Origin of the sequence: Candidatus Liberibacter solanacearum CLso-ZC1 (assembly GCF_000183665.1) — a bacterium.
Classification (GTDB): domain Bacteria; phylum Pseudomonadota; class Alphaproteobacteria; order Rhizobiales; family Rhizobiaceae; genus Liberibacter; species Liberibacter solanacearum.
Genome location: NC_014774.1, coordinates 1096915 through 1116150, shown reverse-complemented (window position 1 = coordinate 1116150; position 19236 = coordinate 1096915). Strand labels below are relative to the sequence as shown.

Sequence of the window (19236 nt, the reverse complement as noted above, 5' to 3'; positions counted from 1 at the left end):
GCAAAAATAATTTTATTCCATAAAAGTAGATATAAATATGCATTATCCTCATGATTTTATAGATGATCTTTTGATTCGTACCCCTATTTCTCATCTCATTGGTCAGCATGTTAATTGGGATCGCAAAAAGACTAATGCTGTAAAAGGTGATTATTGGTCTTGTTGTCCATTCCATAATGAAAAAAATCCAAGCTTTCATTGCGATGATAGAAAAGGGGTGTATTATTGTTTCAGTTGTCATGCAACTGGTAATCATCTGACTTTTTTGTCTACATTATTGGGATGTTCTTTTATCGAATCTGTGCAAAAATTGGCTGTAATAGCAGGGGTTTCATTGCCAACTTTCGATCCTATCCTAGATAAAAAACAAAAAAAACAAACAAGTTTAATACAGCTTATAGATATAGCTGCAGATTTTTTCCACCAATCTTTAAAAAATAATGATAATAAGCGCTTGCGTTATTATCTAGATAAACGTGGAATAAACTCTCATTCCATAGAGACATTTAAGTTAGGCTATGCTCCAGATAGTCGTCACTCTTTAGAGGAATATCTTCATACAAAAGGTTTTACCCAAGAAAAAATTATTGAAGCAGGTCTTTTGATTCACGGAGATAATATTACTACACCGTATGATAGATTTCGAGATCGGCTTATTTTCCCTATCTTGTCTTCAAGAGGGCAAGGCATTGCTTTTGGGGGGCGTTCTCTCTCAAAAGGGGACAATATAAAATATCTTAACTCACCAGAAACAATTCTTTTTCACAAGGGAAAAAATCTTTATAACTTTTTTGGAGCTCTCAATTATCGTCAAAGATCAATAAGACAAGACGTACAAAAGCAAAGCTCTTCTTTCATCGTTCTTGTCGAAGGCTATATGGATGTTGTTTCCTTGCATCAAGCTGGTATACAAAACGTTGTATCTTCTCTTGGAACTTCTTTAACAGAAGATCAATTACGTCTTCTATGGAAATTATCTCCTCGTGTGGTTTTATGTTTTGATGGTGATGATCCTGGATTACGTGCTGCCTATAAAGCTGTTGATCTTGTATTATCTCATTTATCCATTGGGAACAGTGTGAATTTTATTTTATTATCGGAAGGAGAAGATCCAGACAGTTTTGTGCAACGCTATGGTAAAATAGCTTTTGAAAAACTTATTCTGGAATCAGTTCCATTAGTAGATGTTCTGTGGAAGCGTGAAACGGAATATCATTCTTTTGAAACGCCTGATGCACGTGCTGAATTAGAAGGACGTCTTAAAAATTGTCTTGATCGCATTACAGATCAAAAATTGCGTTATTATTATTTTAAATCTATACAAGAGCGTCTTCATCATTTATTCCAGACCAATCCAAGACCACATTCTTCATATGGTCATGGTCAATATTGGGGGAAAAAGGTAAAATATAGAGATAAAGCAGGACCTTCGCAACGATTAATGCAATCCTCTCTTGTAAAGGGTAAGAATTCTAAAAAACCATCTTTGCGAGAAGCGGCTTTGCTATTGACTTTGATTAATCATCCAAAGATTTTGCAAGAACAATGTTATGAATTGACTGATATCAGCTATGATAATAGTGAATTGCAAAAAATGTGGTCTTTTTTGTTTAGTGAGTTTGTAGTTCAGAAAGATTTTTCACGTGAAGAAATAAATCAAAAACTTTGTACACGTGGTTTTGGCGAATTATTACAACGGCTTGACAAACAAGTTCGTGATGCAGGGTTATGGAGTGCAACTGCTGAAGCAGATATTGTTGATGTTCGTCAAGGTTACCAACAAGCTGTAGCATTATATAAGCGTTTTCGGTTGTTATCACGTCAAAAAGCGGATCTTGAAAAGCAAATTGCTCAAATGACTGAGCAGGGAGAAGAAAAAAAGACCACTACCCTGATATCTATCTTGAACGATATTCATATTCAAATTAACACCATCGAATGTCAAGAAGCCATAATAGAAGGCTTTGGTAAAATGTCAGGACGCGTTTAAAAAATTAGTTTTTTCCCCCGATCTTTTGAGAGATTATTGTTTTTTTAGTGATATGACATATAAATTCGACAATTAAAGATGATGTATAAAAAGAAAAAGGTAGAGATTATCCTGTTTTTATTGACGCGTTGTTCTCTTCTTCCTTTTATGTTTTACATCTAGCAGAGATCTTGAAGATCAAAATAATCATATTTTCCTTGATACATTCATTCACTCCATCTCGCTAGAATATAGAAGAAAAGGATTGGAAGAAAGATATGGATATCGACGGTCTTTGGATTTCGATCTACGTCTTTTTTAAACATGCTTGTGCGATAGTATGGGCTAGATAAGAGGTTTTTTGTTCTTTAGGCGACATTATACACTTCATATTGAATAATACATTTCAAATTCAACAGGAGAGGGGCTTTGTTCTAATCGAAGTACCTCTTTCATTTTGATTTTGATAAACGCATCAATTTGATCATCATCAAAAACATTTCCTTTTTTTAAGAATTCTCTATCATTATCGAGATTTTCTAAGGCTTCTCGTAACGAATAGCATATTCTGGGTATTGTCTTTTTTCCTTCAGAAGAAAGTTCGTTAATATTTTTATCCATTGGTTTTCCAGGATGAATTTTATTTGCAATTCCATCTAATCCTGCCATGAGGATTGCTGCGGGAGCAAGGTAAGGGTTGGCGGTCAGGTCGGGAAATCTAATTTCAATGTGTTGGTCATCTGCTTTTTTTGCATATGGGATACGACAAGATGCTGAGCGATTGTGAGTGGAATAAACAAGTTGCACTGGTGATTGACAGCAAGTCAATAGGCGTTTATAGGAATTAGTTGAGGCATTTGTTAAGGCATTAAGGGCTTTCGCATGTTTGATAATACCTCCTATATAATAAAGGCATGTCTTGGATAATCCTTTACATTCATCTCCTGCAAAAACTGGCATATCTTCTTTTCGAATTGACATACTAAGATGCATACCCGAACCATTGTTATTATCGATAGGTTTGGGCATGAAAGTAGCAGTTTTGCAATATGAATTGGCTACCTGATGAACGGCATATTTATATTTTTGAAGGTTATCAGAAGAGCGTAACAATGATTCGTGCTGTAAATTGAATGAATGCTGAGCATTATTGGCTTGATTGTGATATTTAGTAATTTGAACCCCTATATTATTTAAGGCACTTACAATTTCTGATCGCATATCATGTGATTTATCTTGTGGAGGAAGTGTATAACCACTTTTTGCATTGGAGTAGTGTCCTTTATTTTTGCCGTTATTTGCAAATTCGGTAGATTCCAATGTAAATCCTGATTCAGTGGGTGAAACTGTATAATGAACGTTGTCAAATATAAAACAATCGGTTTTTATCCCGAGTAATAATGTATCACCGATCTCTTTTTTCTTGAGGTATTCTATCGCTTTTTTGGTCGTATAGCGAGGATCGCGATTATAGGGCTGCAGAGTGATAGGATCATACACATTGCAAATGAAGATCATGGTTGATTGTGCATAAAATGGATCTATGTGGATTGTTTCTATATCGGGAATTAAGAGTAAATCGGGGTTTTGAGAGTGCCATCCGGCGATAGAAGAGCTATCAAACATGATGCCATTAAGAAGAAGTTCTTCATTGAATAGGGAAGCGTCCATTGATATATGGTGAAATTTTCCTTGTAAATCGGTAAAACGAAAATCAATAAATTTTACGTTTTCTTGTTGTATTTTTTGGATGATAGAGGTAGCGTCATCAACCATTTTACACGTTCCTTCTAGATTTTTAGTAATGAGGTAATGATAAAATAATCTTTTGCAATCCTTTCTTCTTTAGGGGATTGATATGCATATTATCTTTTATTTTCAAAAAGGTTCTTAAAAACGTTCATCCTATCATTGTGCCATAATAAATAATGATACTTGAAATATTCTTCATACGCATTTCGGGTATTATTATTTTTGGCTGCCGTAACTAATATTCTATAGAATATAAAATGTGTAATTTTATGAGATAATCAAATACAAAATACTCATCCGAATTATTTAAGTCAATGAGATATTTTACCAAGTATCTTAAGGGATGAGGATATATTTGAAAAGTTTGCGACCATCGCAATACAAAGGGTTATCATCTTTTAAAAAGATGAAAGTAAAATATTATGCTGCTTGCAAAGCAAGTAGATCGTAAAGACTGAGACAATTATTCGAAAGGAAAAAATATGTTAAGTGCATTTTTATATCAGTCGAAAGAAAAGTCTTCGTCTTATTCTGGAAAATAAAAAATAACCTTTTCCGCTTTATGGGAATGAAACAATGAGATGAAAATAAAGGAGAGCACTATGAGAGAGGGTGATATATCTTAATAAATTAGAGAAATTTTTCTGGCTCTTCCGAACAACGTCAAGACGATTTCAAATATGGTATGACGAATAATGCCGTCAAAAATAAAGTAGAATCAAATACTCCCTCAAATACAACTCCCGATTCTTCTACCTCTATTGATCAAGTAAAAATAATCCGTTAAACGATAATGATAATAAAAAGAATGAAAATCTCAAGGGAGATCTGAGAGGTTTAAAAAGAAATCCAAAGCGGATGTACTACGTATTGATAAAAAGAAAAACGAGTTAGCAGAATCAATTATTGATTTGGCAAGGGGGTTAGTACAGTGTTATTCATTGAGTTTAATATGCTTGAACGTGTTATTATTTCTCTTTGAGAATTGATTTGAGAAATTTTCCGGTATATGAAGATGCTTCTTTGGCAATATCTTCTGGAGTTCCAGATGCAATGATTTTGCCACCATTGTCTCCTCCTTCAGGTCCGAAATCTAAAATCCAATCAGCTGTTTTGATGACTTCCAAATTATGTTCAATAACAATGATTGAGTTTCCTCTCTCAACGAGTGTATGCAAAATATCTAGTAGTTTAGCTATGTCATGATAATGCAGTCCAGTGGTTGGTTCATCTAAGATGTAGAGAGTGTTTCCTGTTGCTTGTTTTGAAAGTTCTTTGGCGAGTTTAACACGCTGTGATTCTCCTCCCGACAAGGTGTTTGCTGATTGTCCAATTTTTATATATCCCAGCCCCACCTCTTTGAGGGTCTTTAATTTATTGTGTATTGCGGGAATGGTGGTGAAAAAGTCCACACTTTCTTCAACCGTCATTGCGAGAATGTCGGCTATTGATTTTCCTTTAAAACATATATTTAGGGTTTCAGGATTATAGCGTTTTCCCTGACATATATCGCACGTGATGTATACATCTGGGAGAAAGTGCATTGCAATTTTGATGACACCATTGCCTTCGCAAACCTCACATCTTCCTCCTTTGACATTGAAAGAGAAACATCCTGCTTTATATCCAAGGGCTTTGGATTCTGGTAGATTGCTAAACCAATCGCGAATTGGTGTGAAGGCTCCTACATAAGTGGCTGGATTAGAACGAGGTGTATGACCGATCGGAGATTGATTGATGTTAACGACTTTATCAATATATTCAAGCCCATCAATACGGTCATAGATTCCGGGATTGTATTTAGCTCCCATAATAAGGCGTGCAGCGGCTTTGTATAAAGTGGATATGAGAAAAGTGGATTTTCCTCCTCCAGATATTCCGGTAATTGCAGTAAATAATCCAATAGGAATAGAAGCTGTAATATTTTTCAGATTATTGCTTCGTGCATTGATAACATGTATCATTTTATTTGGATTATGTTGGCGTCTTTTTTGAGGTATTTTTATTTTCATTTCCCCTGACATATACTTTCCAGTCAGAGAAGTTGGATGTGCTATAATTTGAGAAGGTGAGCCTTCGGCTACAATATTTCCTCCATTGACTCCTGCATCAGGGCCTATATCGACAATATGATCGGCAGCAAGCATGGTTTCTTCATCATGCTCAACAACAATCACAGTATTGCCTGTATCGCGAAGATGTTTGAGAGTATTGATCAGTTTAGCATTGTCGCGTTGGTGCAATCCTATGGAGGGTTCGTCTAATACATAAAGAACCCCGGTTAATCCAGATCCTATTTGAGATGCAAGGCGTATGCGCTGACTTTCTCCATTTGACAACATATTAGAATTGCGGGATAAAGTTAAATAATCCAGCCCTATTTCCACAAGAAAACGGATTCTTTTCTGAATTTCTTCAAGAATAGATTCGGCAATTTTATTGGCTTTTTGTGAGATTTGAGCAGGTAGTTTCTCAAACCAAATTTGTACTTTTTTGATGGACATATCGGTTATTTCTCCGATATGCTTTCCATTGATTTTTATAGCAAAGGCTTCGCTTTTAAGGCGATATCCATTACAGGCTGGGCAAGGAGATGATGACATATAGCGTTGAATTATTTCTTGGAAAAACGCTGAATCTTCTTTATTCCAACGTTGTTCTAATGTTGGAATGATTCCTTTGAAACAACAATTGGTGTGGGAAGATTTTTTATTAAGAGAGGGAATGGTATCGTTCTTCTTCGTGCCATAAAGAAGTATTTTTTGAATTTCTTCAGATATATTACACCATCTATCGCTGAGGGAAAATCCTAATTCTTCGCCCAGAGTAGTAAGGATTTTGGTGTGATATTCGGATAGAGGAGTAGACCAAGGTGCAATAGCGCCATTATGTAAGGCTAATTTTGGATTGGGTATTATAAGGTTTTCGTCTATTTTTTGGCTTATTCCCAAGCCGTCGCAATGATGACAAGCGCCTGCTGGATTGTTAAAAGAAAAAATACGAGGTTCTATTTCTGCAATGCTAAATCCTGATACAGGGCATGCAACTTTTTCAGAAAAAAGAATGTTCTGAGGAGTGGAATGATTCATATCGTCGGGTGTTTTTTTATCACAACTTTGAGAAGAATCAATAATTTCGGCAATACACAAACCATTAGCCAGTTGCAAGCAAGTTTTTAGACTGTTGACGATTCTATCGCGGATGTTTTCATGAATAACAATACGATCTACAACCACTTCAATATTGTGTTTATATTTTTTATCAAGATTGGGTGCATCAGATATCTGATAAAATTCCCCATCAATTTTAATTCTTTGAAATCCCTGTTTTAGTAGAGCGGCTAATTCTTTTTTATATTCTCCTTTGCGATTGCGTACGATAGGAGCAAGCATGTACATGCGAGTTCCTTGTTCAAAGGTAAGAATACGATCAGCCATCTGGCTGACAGTTTGTTTTTCTATAGGTAAGCCTGTTGTGGGAGAATGAGGAATACCTATCCGTGCGAATAATAATCGAAGATAATCGTGAATTTCGGTTATAGTTCCAACGGTGGATCGTGGATTATGCGATGTATTTTTTTGTTCGATAGAGATTGTAGGAGATAAGCCATCAATGCGGTCTACGTCTGGTTTTTTGATAGTTCCTAAAAATTGCCGTGCATATGTAGAAAGGCTTTCTATATAACGTCTTTGTCCTTCAGCGTGAATTGTGTCGAAAGCTAGAGAAGATTTTCCTGATCCAGAAACGCCAGTTATGACAATTAATTTGTTTCGTGGTAGTTCTATGCTAATGTTTTGAAGATTATGTTCACGAGCGCCGTGAATAGAAATGTTTTTGATTTTGCACATTATGTTTGATAGAGTCTTTAATTAGATGAAAAATAGCGGTACAATGAATTGTTTATTCTTGGTATAAGGTAGTATAGAACAATAGAATATATGAATAAAGGAGAATAGACTATATTGATTCGCATTTGTAGAGTAGATGTAGATCTTTGTCTGCAGAGGTTTTGTATCCAATTATATAAATAATTGAGGCGTAGGGGTGTTTGATAAATGGTGGCAAGTGTCAATAAAGTTATTTTGATAGGAAATCTCGGAGCAGATCCAGATGTACGGCATACACAAGATGGGCGTAGAATTGTCAATATTCGTGTTGCTACTTCTGAAAATTGGAAAGATCGTGTTACAGGTGAACGTCGTGAGAAAACGGAATGGCATTCTGTCGTTGTTTTTGTTGAAGAACTTGGAAAAGTAGTTGAACAATATCTTAAAAAGGGTTCTAAAGTTTATATAGAAGGTTCGATTCAAACTCGAAAGTGGCAAGACCAATCTGGTAATACTCGCTATACAACTGAGATTATTATGCGTAATATGGTTATGTTAGATGGGCGTAAAGATTCTCCTCAAGGGAATCAAGAGAACAACGACAATTCTAAGGACAATATTGTTGAAAATCGCTATTCATCTCTATCAAAAGATAATGTATTCTCTGATGATCTTGACGATGAGATTCCATTTTAGTAATCCCATCAAGAGGAGTAGGGTTTAGTGAATCTAATCTCTAACTTGAGGTTTTTAATGTCTAATTTTAAATTGTACGAGAGCTATCTAGTACAGTAATGTGTGTTAAAATTTTTATAGAAGGATCGTAAAATCCATTGACCGAGCATATTGTACCCAATGATGAAGAGGGTGAGAAGGGCATAACTTCTGTTTCGATAGTTGAGGAAATGCAAAATTCTTACCTTACCTATGCAATAAATGTCATTTTAGGCCGTGCTATACCTGATTTGCGAGATGGTTTAAAATCTGTCCATCGTCGTATACTTTTTGGTATGATGCAGATGGGGGTAGAGTGGAATAAGAAATATGTGAAGTGTGCGCGTATTTCTGGAGAAGTGATGGGTAAATACCATCCACACGGTAATGCTGCGATTTACGATGCTTTGGCACGTATGGCACAGGATTGGTCATTGCGTTTATTGTTGATTGAAGGGCAGGGGAATTTCGGCTCAATTGATGGAGATCCTCCGGCAGCGGAAAGGTATACTGAATGTCGTTTGCAAAAAGCGGCACATTTTTTGCTGGATGATCTGGGCAAAGATACAGTTGATTTTCGTCCTAACTATGATGGTTCTTTTCAAGAGCCTGTTGTTCTTTGTGCTAAATTTCCTAACTTACTTGTAAATGGTGCTGGTGGTATAGCCGTTGGTATGGCGACGAATATTCCCACCCATAATTTGGGAGAGGTGATTGAGGGTTGTATAGCTTTAATTGATAATCCTGATATTGATCTTGATGATATGATGAAGATTATTCTTGGTCCAGATTTTCCGACAGGGGCTATCATTTTAGGGCGTTCTGGAATTAGAAGTGCTTATGCAACAGGTCGAGGATCTATCGTAATACGAGGCGTTACTCACATAGAAAAAACAGAAGGTGATCGAGAAAAGATTATCGTTACTGAGATCCCGTATCAGGTAAATAAATCAGCAATGCTGGAAAAGATTGCTGAGTTAGTTAGAGAAAAGCGTATAGTAGATATATCAGATCTGCGAGACGAATCAGATCGTCAAGGTTATAGAGTAGTCATTGAGTTGAAGCGAGGTGCTTCTGCTGATGTTATTTTAAACCAATTGTACCGCTATACTTCTTTACAAAGTTTGTTCAGCGTCAATATGGTTGCTTTGAATGGATATAAACCTGAGCGATTTACCCTGATAGAAATCCTCAAAAATTTTATTGCTTTTCGTGAAGAAGTTGTAGGCAGAAGAACAAAATATCTTTTGAACAAGGCACGTGATAGGGCTCATGTTTTAGTTGGTCTTGCTATTGCTGTTTCTAATTTAGATGAAGTGGTGCGTATTATTCGTTTTTCTCCAAATCCAGAATCTGCTCGACGAGAGCTGATGCAGAGAAATTGGAATGCTGTAGATATTAAAGATTTGATCGATCTTATTGATGATTCCAGCTATACTATAAATAGTGATGGAAAGATGTATCTATCAGAAGTTCAAACGAGAGCGATTTTAGAACTTCGTTTAGCACGACTGACGGGGTTAGGACGAGACGATATTCGCGATGAATTGAATAGTCTTGGTACAGAAATTAAGGATTGCTTAGAGATACTATCATCACGATCCCGTTTGTTGAATATTATCAAACAAGAATTGAAATTTATTAAAGATGAACTTGATACTCCTCGTCGGACAGAGATTGTAGATGGTTTGTTGGATATGGAAGACGAAGATTGTATTGTGCGAGAAGATATGGTTGTGACGGTTTCGCATTTTGGATATGTCAAGCGTGTTCCACTTTCTTTATATCGAGCACAGCGTCGCGGTGGGAAAGGGCGTTCTGGCGTAGTAACACGTAATGAAGATTTTGTAACGGATTTGTTTATCGTGAATACACATACACCAGTTTTGTTTTTTTCGTCTTTAGGATTCGTTTATAAGGAAAAAGTATGGCGTTTGCCTATTGGATCCCCTCAATCTCGTGGAAAGGCTTTAATTAATATTCTTTCTCTGCAACAGGGAGAACGCATTACGACGATTATGCCTCTTCCAGAAGATGAATCGAGTTGTAGTGATTTATATGTTGTGTTTGCTACTAAACTTGGAAATGTTCGGCGTAATAAGCTCTCTGATTTTGTTCAGGTAAATCGTAGTGGTAAAATTGCTATGAAATTAGATGAAGGGGATGAGATTCTTTCTGTTGAAACCTGTATGGAGGGAAATGACGTATTACTAACTACTAAGTTAGGGCAATGTATTCGATTTGCAATTACTGATGTGCGAGTTTTTTCAGGGCGTAATTCAGTGGGGGTAAGGGGAATAGTTCTTGCAGAAGATGATCAGGTGATCTCTATGGCGATTGTTCTCCATGCTGATGCAGATTATGATGAGCGCGTTTGTTATATGAAGTATATGGCTTCTCATCGTCGTCTTATTGCAAGTGATATTGATGAAGGTGGTGTTCTTAAAAATGATTCTTCTATTGAAGGGAAGATTTCGGAAGAGCGTTGTAAAGAATTAAAGTCAAAAGAACAATTTATCTTGACCGTATCAGAAAAAGGATTTGGCAAAAGAACATCTTCTTATGATTTTCGTATTTCCAGTCGTGGCGGGAAAGGTATTCTTGCTACTGATACTTCAAAAATGGATGAAATAGGACCATTGATATCAGCATTTCCCGTTAATGATAAGGATCAAATCATACTAGTTTCTGATAAAGGAACTCTTATTCGAGTTCCTGTTAATGATATTAGAATTGCTAGCCGTTCTACAAAGGGAGTTGTTATTTTTTCTACTGCGAAGGATGAGAGAGTGGTATCAGTTGAGCGTATTAGTGAATCTGATATTATTGATGTGTCAGAAGAAGAATAAACTAAATTTTATTTTAGAATATTGTTGTATTGATGAAGGACGATAAAAACGATTACACAATGTAGTTTTTATCGTCTTTTTTTATTAAATAATTTTCATTTACAGCAATCAAAACAAAGAATATAACAGTGGATCTCGTTATAATTATTGGCTATCCAAGTATATTTTTTAAATTAGATAGGATGAAGTATTAATGATTTTTCTTTCAAAAAAATATTGATGATGGTTTTTTTATATTGAGAAAAAATTAGTTTAAGATTTTAATTTTTAGTACAGTGTCTCGATTGATGGTACATTTTATTTATTCTGTTTTGTAAATAAAAATGACTATTAATTCCGATTAATAATAAAAAGGATCATGTGCATGCTGAGGAAGGCTGTTTATACAGGGTCTTTTAATCCTATTACGAATGGACATATAGATATACTCATTCAATCTCTTTCTTTCGTTGAAGAAGTAGTGGTATCTATTGGTTGTAATCCTGTTAAACAAGATGATTTTCTTTCGATTCAAGAGCGTTCAGAATTAGTTATGAAATCTGTTGCTGATGTGATTCCAGGGAGTATAAACAGAGTATCTGTCATATCTTTTGAGGGATTAGCTGTAAATTTAGCAAAAGATCTTTCTGCTCAAGTCATAATACGTGGTTTAAGGGATATGACAGATTTTGATTATGAAATGCGCATGACCTCTGTTAATCGTCGTCTTTGTCCGGAAATTGTCACTATTGCTCTTTTTGCCAAGGAATCTTCTCGATATGTAACTTCTACTTTGATTCGTCATCTTGTATCCATAGGCTCAGATATAACTTCTTTTGTACCAGATCCCGTTTGTGTTTTTTTAAAAGAGCGTGGCAAGTAACTGTATCGAATTATTGGTATAAAAAAAAGCATGAGATACAATAACGGGTGATTGAGCTCTCTTTCTTATTGTATTTTTCAATATTCTGAAAAGACTTAATCTTTAATATTTTTTGTTTTATTATATTTTTCAGAAAAAAATCTGTAATCTGATGGATCGTACTATAAAACATTCACATGAATTAAGATTTAAGGAGATAATGTAGTTATGATGGTGAAAGAATTTGATTTTCATCTTCCATCTTCTAGAATTGCATTAAGGCCTGTATCTCCGAGAGATAGCGCTCGTCTCATGGTTGTATATCCAAATTTATCATGTTCTCAAATGATTTCAGATTATTCAGTGCGTGATTTACCTATTTTTTTAAATTCTAATGATGCCATTGTATTTAACAATACTAAAGTTATTGCGGCACAATTAAGAGGAAGACGATTGCGTCGTACAAATGATAGCGAACATTGGATATCTTGTACTTTGCATATGCGTATTTCTTCTAATAGTTGGAGTGCTTATGTTCGTCCAGGTAAAATTATTAGACAAGGAGATACAATCTATTTTTTTTCGCAAGATGGTCAATCTAAATTAGAGGCGAATGTTATAGAAAAGAGAGATACAGGAGAAATTCTGCTGGTTTTCCCTCTTTCAGGGACGGAATTAGATAGACAAATTGCTTTGATAGGAACTATGCCGCTACCACCTTATATTGCAAAAAAACGTCCTATAGATGAACGTGATTATGTCGATTATCAAACGACATATGCTAGCATTCAAGGTTCAGTTGCAGCTCCTACAGCTGGACTGCACTTTACATCTGATCTTTTGTCGAAGCTTGTTTCTATGGGTGTTGCAGTATATTTTATAACTCTACATGTTGGTGCAGGAACTTTTATGCCAGTTAGAGTAGAAGATACTGATGATCATATTATGCATAGTGAAATAGGTTTTATAGATGCGCAAACAGCACAAGATTTAAATGCTGTTAAATTGCGAGGAGGGCGTATCGTTGCCGTTGGAACTACATCATTGCGTCTTTTAGAAACAGCAACAACAGAAGATGGAATCATAATGCCATTATCAGGGTATACTAATATTTTTATAACTCCAGGATATCGTTTCCGTGCTGTTGATGTATTGCTGAGTAATTTTCATTTACCAAAATCAACTTTATTAATGTTGGTATCGGCATTTTGTGGAGTGGAAGAAACAAAAACAATGTATCAACATGCTATTGCCAATTCGTATCGTTTTTATTCGTACGGTGATGCAAGTTTGATTTTTAAAAAATAATTTTTCTTGTTATAAGAACAAAATAAAATATTTATAACATTAAAAAATAGGAGTAATAGAAATTGCTGAAAATAGTATTTTTTCTAAAAATATTTTTTTTGTTTTGTTGAAAATCATCCTCTATACTGTCAGTATTGATAACAGAGAGAAAAAATGATTTGTATTAAACTAATTTTCTTTCCTTTTGATGTAGAACTCTTACTACGATAAGAAATATATTTTTTCTCATAGAAATGTTGGGTATGGATAAAAATTTTTGCTTCAATATTAAAGCTAAAAGTGGCAATGCTCGTTTAGGTGAGATTATCACCCCTAGGGGGATTATTAAAACGCCAGCATTTATGCCTGTCGGCACTTCTGGAGCTGTTAAAGCTATGTACTTTGATCAGGTACGTGATTTGGGTGCAGATGTTATTTTAGGAAATGCATATCATTTAATGTTACAACCCGGGGCTGATCGTATTGCCCGCCTAGGTGGATTACATCAATTTATTCGTTGGTTCAAGCCAATACTAACGGATTCAGGTGGTTTTCAAGTGATGTCTCTTTCAAAATTATGTTCTATCGATGAACAAGGTGTTAGTTTTAGGAGTCATATAGATGGTAGTTTACATCGAGTTTCGCCAGAAGATTCTATTGAAATTCAAAATCTTCTTGGATCTGATATACAAATGCAACTTGATGAATGTTTGGCGTTACCAGCTGATGAGAAAGAACTAAAACGCGCGATGGAATTATCGTTGAGATGGGCTGAAAGATCTCTTGTGGCATTTGGTAATCAACCAGGTAAAGCCTTGTTTGGTATTGTGCAGGGTGGTGATAATATTAGTTTGCGATCTTTTTCTGCTGCACGGCTAAAAGAGTTAGATCTGAAGGGTTATGCTATTGGTGGCTTAGCGGTTGGTGAACCACAAGAAGTTATGTTGCATATTTTATCGAATATTTTACCTATATTACCTGTTGAAAAACCGCATTATTTAATGGGAGTTGGTACGCCAGATGATATTTTAAAGTCAGTAAGTTGTGGTGTAGATATGTTTGATTGTGTCATGCCTACTCGTGCAGGGCGACATGGTTTATCTTTTACTCGTTTTGGTAAAATAAATTTGCGTAATGCAAGACATACCGATGATATGCGTCCTTTGGATGCAGAATCTAATTGTCCAGCATTGCGTGATTATTCTCGTGCTTATTTACATCATCTTTTACATGTCAATGAATCGTTAGCAGGTATGATTCTTTCTTGGGCAAATCTTTTCTATTATCAAGATTTAATGAGAGAAATAAGAAATGCTATTGCTCAAGATTGTTTTGCTGATTTTATGATGCAAACACAAGAAAATTGGAGGAAAGGCGATATTCCTCCTCTTGTTTAAGTAGCGATGGTTCAAATGATCAGTGTCATTAAGGAAAACGAGTTATATTTTTTCTCACTATAACGGCATTGTTATCACGTCATTATTTATTTTTCAAATTCATGCAATATTGTTGGTCCGAAAATGCTTTCGAATGATTCTCGAATAAGAGTATCTATATATTGTGTTGAATAAAAATGTCCGAGTTCTTTTAAAGAAGTAACACCGTGTTGATTAATTCCACAAGGAATAATTCCAGAATAATGGCTTAGATCTGGAGAAATATTCAGTGAAAATCCATGAAAAGATATCCATTTACGTATTCGTATTCCAATAGCTGCTATTTTATCTTCAGCCAAGCATTGCTTTCCCGCTATTGTTTTATCTGAGCGAACTACCCAAATTCCGATACGATCTTCACGTCTTTCACCGATTATACCTAATTTGTTGAGAGTACATATGATGACTTCTTCAAGGGCAGCAACAAAACAACGGAGATCTTTTTGACGTTTTGCAAGATTAAGCATGAGATAAACAATGCGTTGTCCTGGTCCATGGTAAGTATATCCGCCACCGCGTCCTGTGTTATAAACTGGAAAACGTTCAGGAGACACTAAATCATGGGAATTAGCACTGGTCCCACTAGTATAGAGAGGCGGATGCTCAAGAACCCATACAAGTTCTTCCGATTTTCCTAAGGCAATTCGTTGGACTTCACGTTCCATGATCATCTGACATTTTTCATAAGACATGGGATAATTAGTTACCCACCAACGAACAGGAGGAAGGCTTTCTACAGGAAACATTGATATATTTAGAGCATTCCTTGACAATATTATCCTATAAAGAAACATTTTTTGGTGCGGTCGAGAAGACTCGAACTTCCACAGGTTTCCCTACAGCGACCTCAACGCTGCGCGTATACCAATTCCGCCACGACCGCTTTTTATGTAACAGAGGTATAATATTGCTGAATATGTAAAAAGTACAGATACTTTTTTTATAATTATTGCTTATTCAATAATTCGAAAATTATTTTTTAAAATAAAATACATCATTCAAGTTTGACAAATACTTTGTCTTGGCTTTTGGAGTTAATGAGAAGGTTTGGTTGTGATAATAAGAAATGTTGAGTATTATCCAATGGTCCTTATTATGATAACAGCAATTTTTTAAAAATCATGTTGCGTTATATAAAAAAGAATATTTCCAATCATTTTATAGTATTTATCAAGTATAAGTGATAATAAATTCATTTATAAATAATATTATATGCAATAAGATATATTTTTACAAATAACTTACTATGAAATTTTTATTTAAATACACATAAAACACAGTATAATTATAATAATAAATTAAAATAATTTTATTTTTATATTGAATTAATAAATATTTTTAAATTATTTTGTTTAAAAGTAATTGGTATTTTCATGGTTATAAAGAAAACAATGTTCAGGAGAGACTTTATCTATCAAAAGAATCTTCCTATGAACGGCTTAAACAAAATGCTTTGAAGTGTTTAAGGCAATTTTTTATAGTTTTTATATTATCCTTCCAAGGGATTAACTTTGGCTATTGCTAATAAGAGTGTTCCTTATTCTTCTTATGAAACGGATATGAAATTAAATCTGGTTAATATCCTTTCCCATTTTAGCACTAAGAATATTTTTTATTCTGGTTATCAGGATAGAATTGTAACCGTAAATACAGTGAGTGCATTATCTGATTTGATAGATAAAAATGGATTGTTGGGTGGCAATGAGGCTAGCTATCTTTTATCGCAGAATAGATTTCTTTTTAGAAAAAAAAAGCATAAATCCAATGACGGGATCTATCTATACATTTGGGGTAGGGAACCATTTTTTTTATATCCGCATGATGACGAATCCAGCAATTCGATTCGGTGATATTTCGGCATATATGAAAAAATGCATTTTATATATGGATTAGATTCTAAAGAATTCTATAAAAAAAATGATTTTATTGCCTCCTTTGGATTTAATAGATTTAAAATTATTCTATTCTTTGTGGTCTATGATTAGTGGTCAAACTATAGGTTTACCTATATTAAATATTACAAAAAATATTGGCGTTATACCATCAATGCGTTTAGTTTTAACCTCATATGCTGTGCTCGAAAAACGTTTTTTCTCAAATTTTTTACAAAAGATAAAGAAATAAATATGGGTTTTAGCTAGGATAAAGCCGTTCATTTATCCAATAATGTCTATCTATGGAGGACTTGGAATTAACAAAGTTTTTTCTTTTAATAAGATAGATATTGGAGGATCTTTGGCTGTTTGGAAACAACCGGAATTACTTTCAGATTATCCGGCTACAGCCGTCAAAATGGGTGAAATGGTAAAATTAGACTTGTTATATCACATAACAGACCATTTAAAAGTATCTATGGATATAGCATATAAGTAATGGCTACTCTTTAGGGGAAGTTGTTTCTGCCTCTCCCATTTAAAAGTTAGTTTGAACTTTATTTTGATGAAAGTAGACTGTCATCTCATAATCAAATTACAAGCGTATGATATAGCAAAGAGAACATTACGTTTTTCTAAAAATAAATTGAAGTATTGTAGATATGTAAGATAGAGATGATTTTGATAATATCAATGTTGCGTGTAATACTGTGCAGAGGTTTATGAGCAGTGATTTCCTTCTTGATTTATTATTATTTATTGCTGGTTGTAGTCGGTGGTATATCAAAGATAAAATATTCAGTGCTAACCCCTTGTTGTCAAGAGATCAGCTATTTATCTTAAAAATTTTAGATAGAGCCCAAAAGACAATTCAAAAAAATAATAAAAGATTGGTTTCAAGATGATATTTTAACATATAAGATGTTGTTTTTTATAAAAACACCTTCATGTGTGAATTTATAACTAATATAAACACGCGCAGTCTCCTCGCAACCATGGCATGTTCCAACACGAAAAGAAAAAATAAATTCAATATCATCATTATTTTTTTCTGTTTTCATCAGTACTGCAGAGTCCTGTATATTAGAATAGGGATGTTGTTTTTTGAAATCTAACCAAACTTTAGAAGTTAGGAGATCATCGTAAATGTCCTCAGTATAAATCGGTTTACCTGCAGGAGGTATCAATAAAGTTGTAGTGTTTGTATTAGCTCTAAAAGGATATTCAATTTCCGCAATACCTATAGGTCCTTCTTTTCTAAAGGAATATACGTAGCCCATCTCTCTGGTTTTATTTAGATATTGAACTGCTTTCAGTGCTTCTATAGAACCGCTTTTTTCAATTTCCTTAATTAAACAAATATCACGTGTTTCATAGCTAGCGCACTTATTAGCTAAATCATCGTGCCAAACTGATTTTTCATTGATAACAGAAGCGCTATGTGGAGGTGGAGCATTTTCTTTTTTTTGAACATTTTTTTTATCACAACTAATAAGAACCAGAGTAATGAATAAATATAACATAATACTAGATCTCATCGCATGTTCCTCGTAACAGATCTTTATTTTATATTTTTTTAAATGAAATTAAGTAATAATTTTATTTTTTGAAAATTCTGTGATGTTTAAAATATATAATGATAATGTATAGGGTCACATTAGTAATGTCTATCAAAATATTGAGTTGTTTAGAAAAACATTGATGATTTAATTTGGTCAGGATGATCAAAATATTTTATCTCATGTATGCTACGAATTCATTTGGCAATCTAATGGATGATGATGATATATCGCATGATATTTGCAATTAAAAACGTATGATAAATGGCGAATTCATTTTACTATATTCAGTGCAACAGAATTATATTTTTATTTTTTATGATAGTTGTTTTGATCCTTTCTCGTTGATACAGGTAAGTAAAAGATTATTTTGAATGTAGTGGGTTTTTATAGGTAGTAGAAAGCTCAATGGGTTCATTGCAAGAAGAGAAGTTGAGGCGGAGTTATTGTTATATGGTTAGTCGCACCTTTTAAAAGGTAAGATAAATATTTTTAAAAAATCATGCAAAATAAATGAGTTACGATTTTACTGGTGACCTCTGCAGGGGAGGCACGCCAATCCTTAGTCTTGTTTCTCAATTTTTAACAACTCCAATTTCTATAGCGGAGAAGCATTTATGAGCTATGCCTAAGATCCTTGAGGGTGGAGCAAATGGCATGTCCGCTTGGTCTTATAGGGCAAAGTTCTTAGCTTTTGGTATGTCCTGAAGGGGATTGTCGCCAACACAGCAAGAAAGGCTGTTACAGGTTAAGAACTCGATTGATTTTACCGATCCAAAGACATTAGCTTTGCTCACGGCGAGAACCCTTACGCACTATGATAGGTTTTTCAACGAATATCACCATGACTTCAAAGACCTCTTGCACGCTGTCCCTGTAGCTTCAACCATTATTGGTTTGGGCGACGCAAGAAACATCTTCGGAGAAGACGAAGAAAAAAGAGAGAAAGCCAATGCCAACTTTGCTAAGGAACTCGCTAACAATATTCCTTTAAAGAACTTGTTTTATGCCAAGGCTGCTTTTCAGAAGATGATAGTAGACAATCTCTGTGAGTACTTCAACGAGGGATACAAAGAGAGGTTAGATATGAATCGTGAACTCCGTAAAAGCAGGAGCAATATAGGATGA

Annotated in this window: 13 protein-coding genes and 1 tRNA gene; 9 read left to right on the top strand and 5 right to left on the bottom strand. The window is 34.6% G+C overall.

Going from position 1 to position 19236, the window contains the following annotated elements; genetic code table 11:
* The first annotated feature begins 37 nt into the window (after positions 1–37).
* Positions 38–1990, top strand: a complete 1953-nt coding sequence (gene dnaG / locus CKC_RS05035) for a DNA primase (RefSeq protein ID WP_013462440.1) — start codon at positions 38–40, stop codon at positions 1988–1990.
* Positions 1991–2356: 366 nt separating this feature from the next.
* Here dnaG and glnA read toward each other — a convergent pair whose 3' ends face one another.
* Both glnA and uvrA read right to left on the bottom strand, forming a co-directional pair.
* Positions 2357–3745 carry a type I glutamate--ammonia ligase gene (glnA, locus tag CKC_RS05030; protein ID WP_013462439.1) on the bottom strand — a complete coding sequence of 463 codons (1389 nt, stop codon included), beginning with the start codon at positions 3743–3745 and terminating at the stop codon, positions 2357–2359.
* Positions 3746–4689: 944 nt separating this feature from the next.
* Entirely contained in the window at positions 4690–7569 is a 2880-nt protein-coding gene (gene uvrA, locus CKC_RS05025) for an excinuclease ABC subunit UvrA (protein ID WP_013462438.1), read from the bottom strand.
* Between the two features lie 207 nt (positions 7570–7776).
* Between uvrA and ssb the strand changes: the two genes are divergently transcribed.
* The 5 genes from ssb to tgt all read left to right on the top strand — a co-directional run bounded on the left by ssb (position 7777) and on the right by tgt (position 14636).
* On the top strand, positions 7777–8244 hold the full coding sequence (gene ssb / locus CKC_RS05020) for a single-stranded DNA-binding protein (protein ID WP_013462437.1): 468 nt from the start codon (positions 7777–7779) through the stop codon (positions 8242–8244).
* A gap of 137 nt (positions 8245–8381) precedes the next feature.
* Positions 8382–11111 carry a DNA gyrase subunit A gene (gene gyrA, locus CKC_RS05015; protein WP_013462436.1) on the top strand — a complete coding sequence of 910 codons (2730 nt, stop codon included), beginning with the start codon at positions 8382–8384 and terminating at the stop codon, positions 11109–11111.
* 364 nt (positions 11112–11475) lie between these two features.
* Positions 11476–11973 carry a pantetheine-phosphate adenylyltransferase gene (coaD, locus tag CKC_RS05010; RefSeq protein WP_013462435.1) on the top strand — a complete coding sequence of 166 codons (498 nt, stop codon included), beginning with the start codon at positions 11476–11478 and terminating at the stop codon, positions 11971–11973.
* Positions 11974–12180: 207 nt separating this feature from the next.
* On the top strand, positions 12181–13260 hold the full coding sequence (gene queA / locus CKC_RS05005) for a tRNA preQ1(34) S-adenosylmethionine ribosyltransferase-isomerase QueA (RefSeq protein WP_013462434.1): 1080 nt from the start codon (positions 12181–12183) through the stop codon (positions 13258–13260).
* Positions 13261–13502: 242 nt separating this feature from the next.
* Positions 13503–14636 (top strand): tRNA guanosine(34) transglycosylase Tgt, encoded by a 1134-nt coding sequence (gene tgt / locus CKC_RS05000; protein ID WP_013462433.1) that lies wholly within the window; start codon positions 13503–13505, stop codon positions 14634–14636.
* Positions 14637–14722: 86 nt separating this feature from the next.
* On the opposite strand, the gene lipB is transcribed toward tgt, so the two are convergent.
* A complete protein-coding gene (lipB, locus tag CKC_RS04995) occupies positions 14723–15421 on the bottom strand; it encodes a lipoyl(octanoyl) transferase LipB (RefSeq protein WP_013462432.1) in 699 nt (232 codons plus the stop codon).
* 52 nt (positions 15422–15473) lie between these two features.
* Positions 15474–15558: transfer RNA gene (locus CKC_RS04990), tRNA-Leu, on the bottom strand.
* Positions 15559–16186: 628 nt separating this feature from the next.
* Between CKC_RS04990 and CKC_RS04985 the strand changes: the two genes are divergently transcribed.
* A complete protein-coding gene (locus tag CKC_RS04985) occupies positions 16187–16525 on the top strand; it encodes a hypothetical protein (protein WP_013462431.1) in 339 nt (112 codons plus the stop codon).
* Positions 16526–16841: 316 nt separating this feature from the next.
* Positions 16842–17048, top strand: a complete 207-nt coding sequence (locus CKC_RS04975; protein WP_013462429.1) for a hypothetical protein — start codon at positions 16842–16844, stop codon at positions 17046–17048.
* Positions 17049–17445: 397 nt separating this feature from the next.
* Here the strand turns inward: CKC_RS04975 and CKC_RS04970 are convergent, their stop codons facing one another.
* On the bottom strand, positions 17446–18087 hold the full coding sequence (locus CKC_RS04970) for a hypothetical protein (RefSeq protein WP_013462428.1): 642 nt from the start codon (positions 18085–18087) through the stop codon (positions 17446–17448).
* 735 nt (positions 18088–18822) lie between these two features.
* Between CKC_RS04970 and CKC_RS04965 the strand changes: the two genes are divergently transcribed.
* Positions 18823–19236, top strand: a complete 414-nt coding sequence (locus tag CKC_RS04965; protein WP_013462427.1) for a hypothetical protein — start codon at positions 18823–18825, stop codon at positions 19234–19236.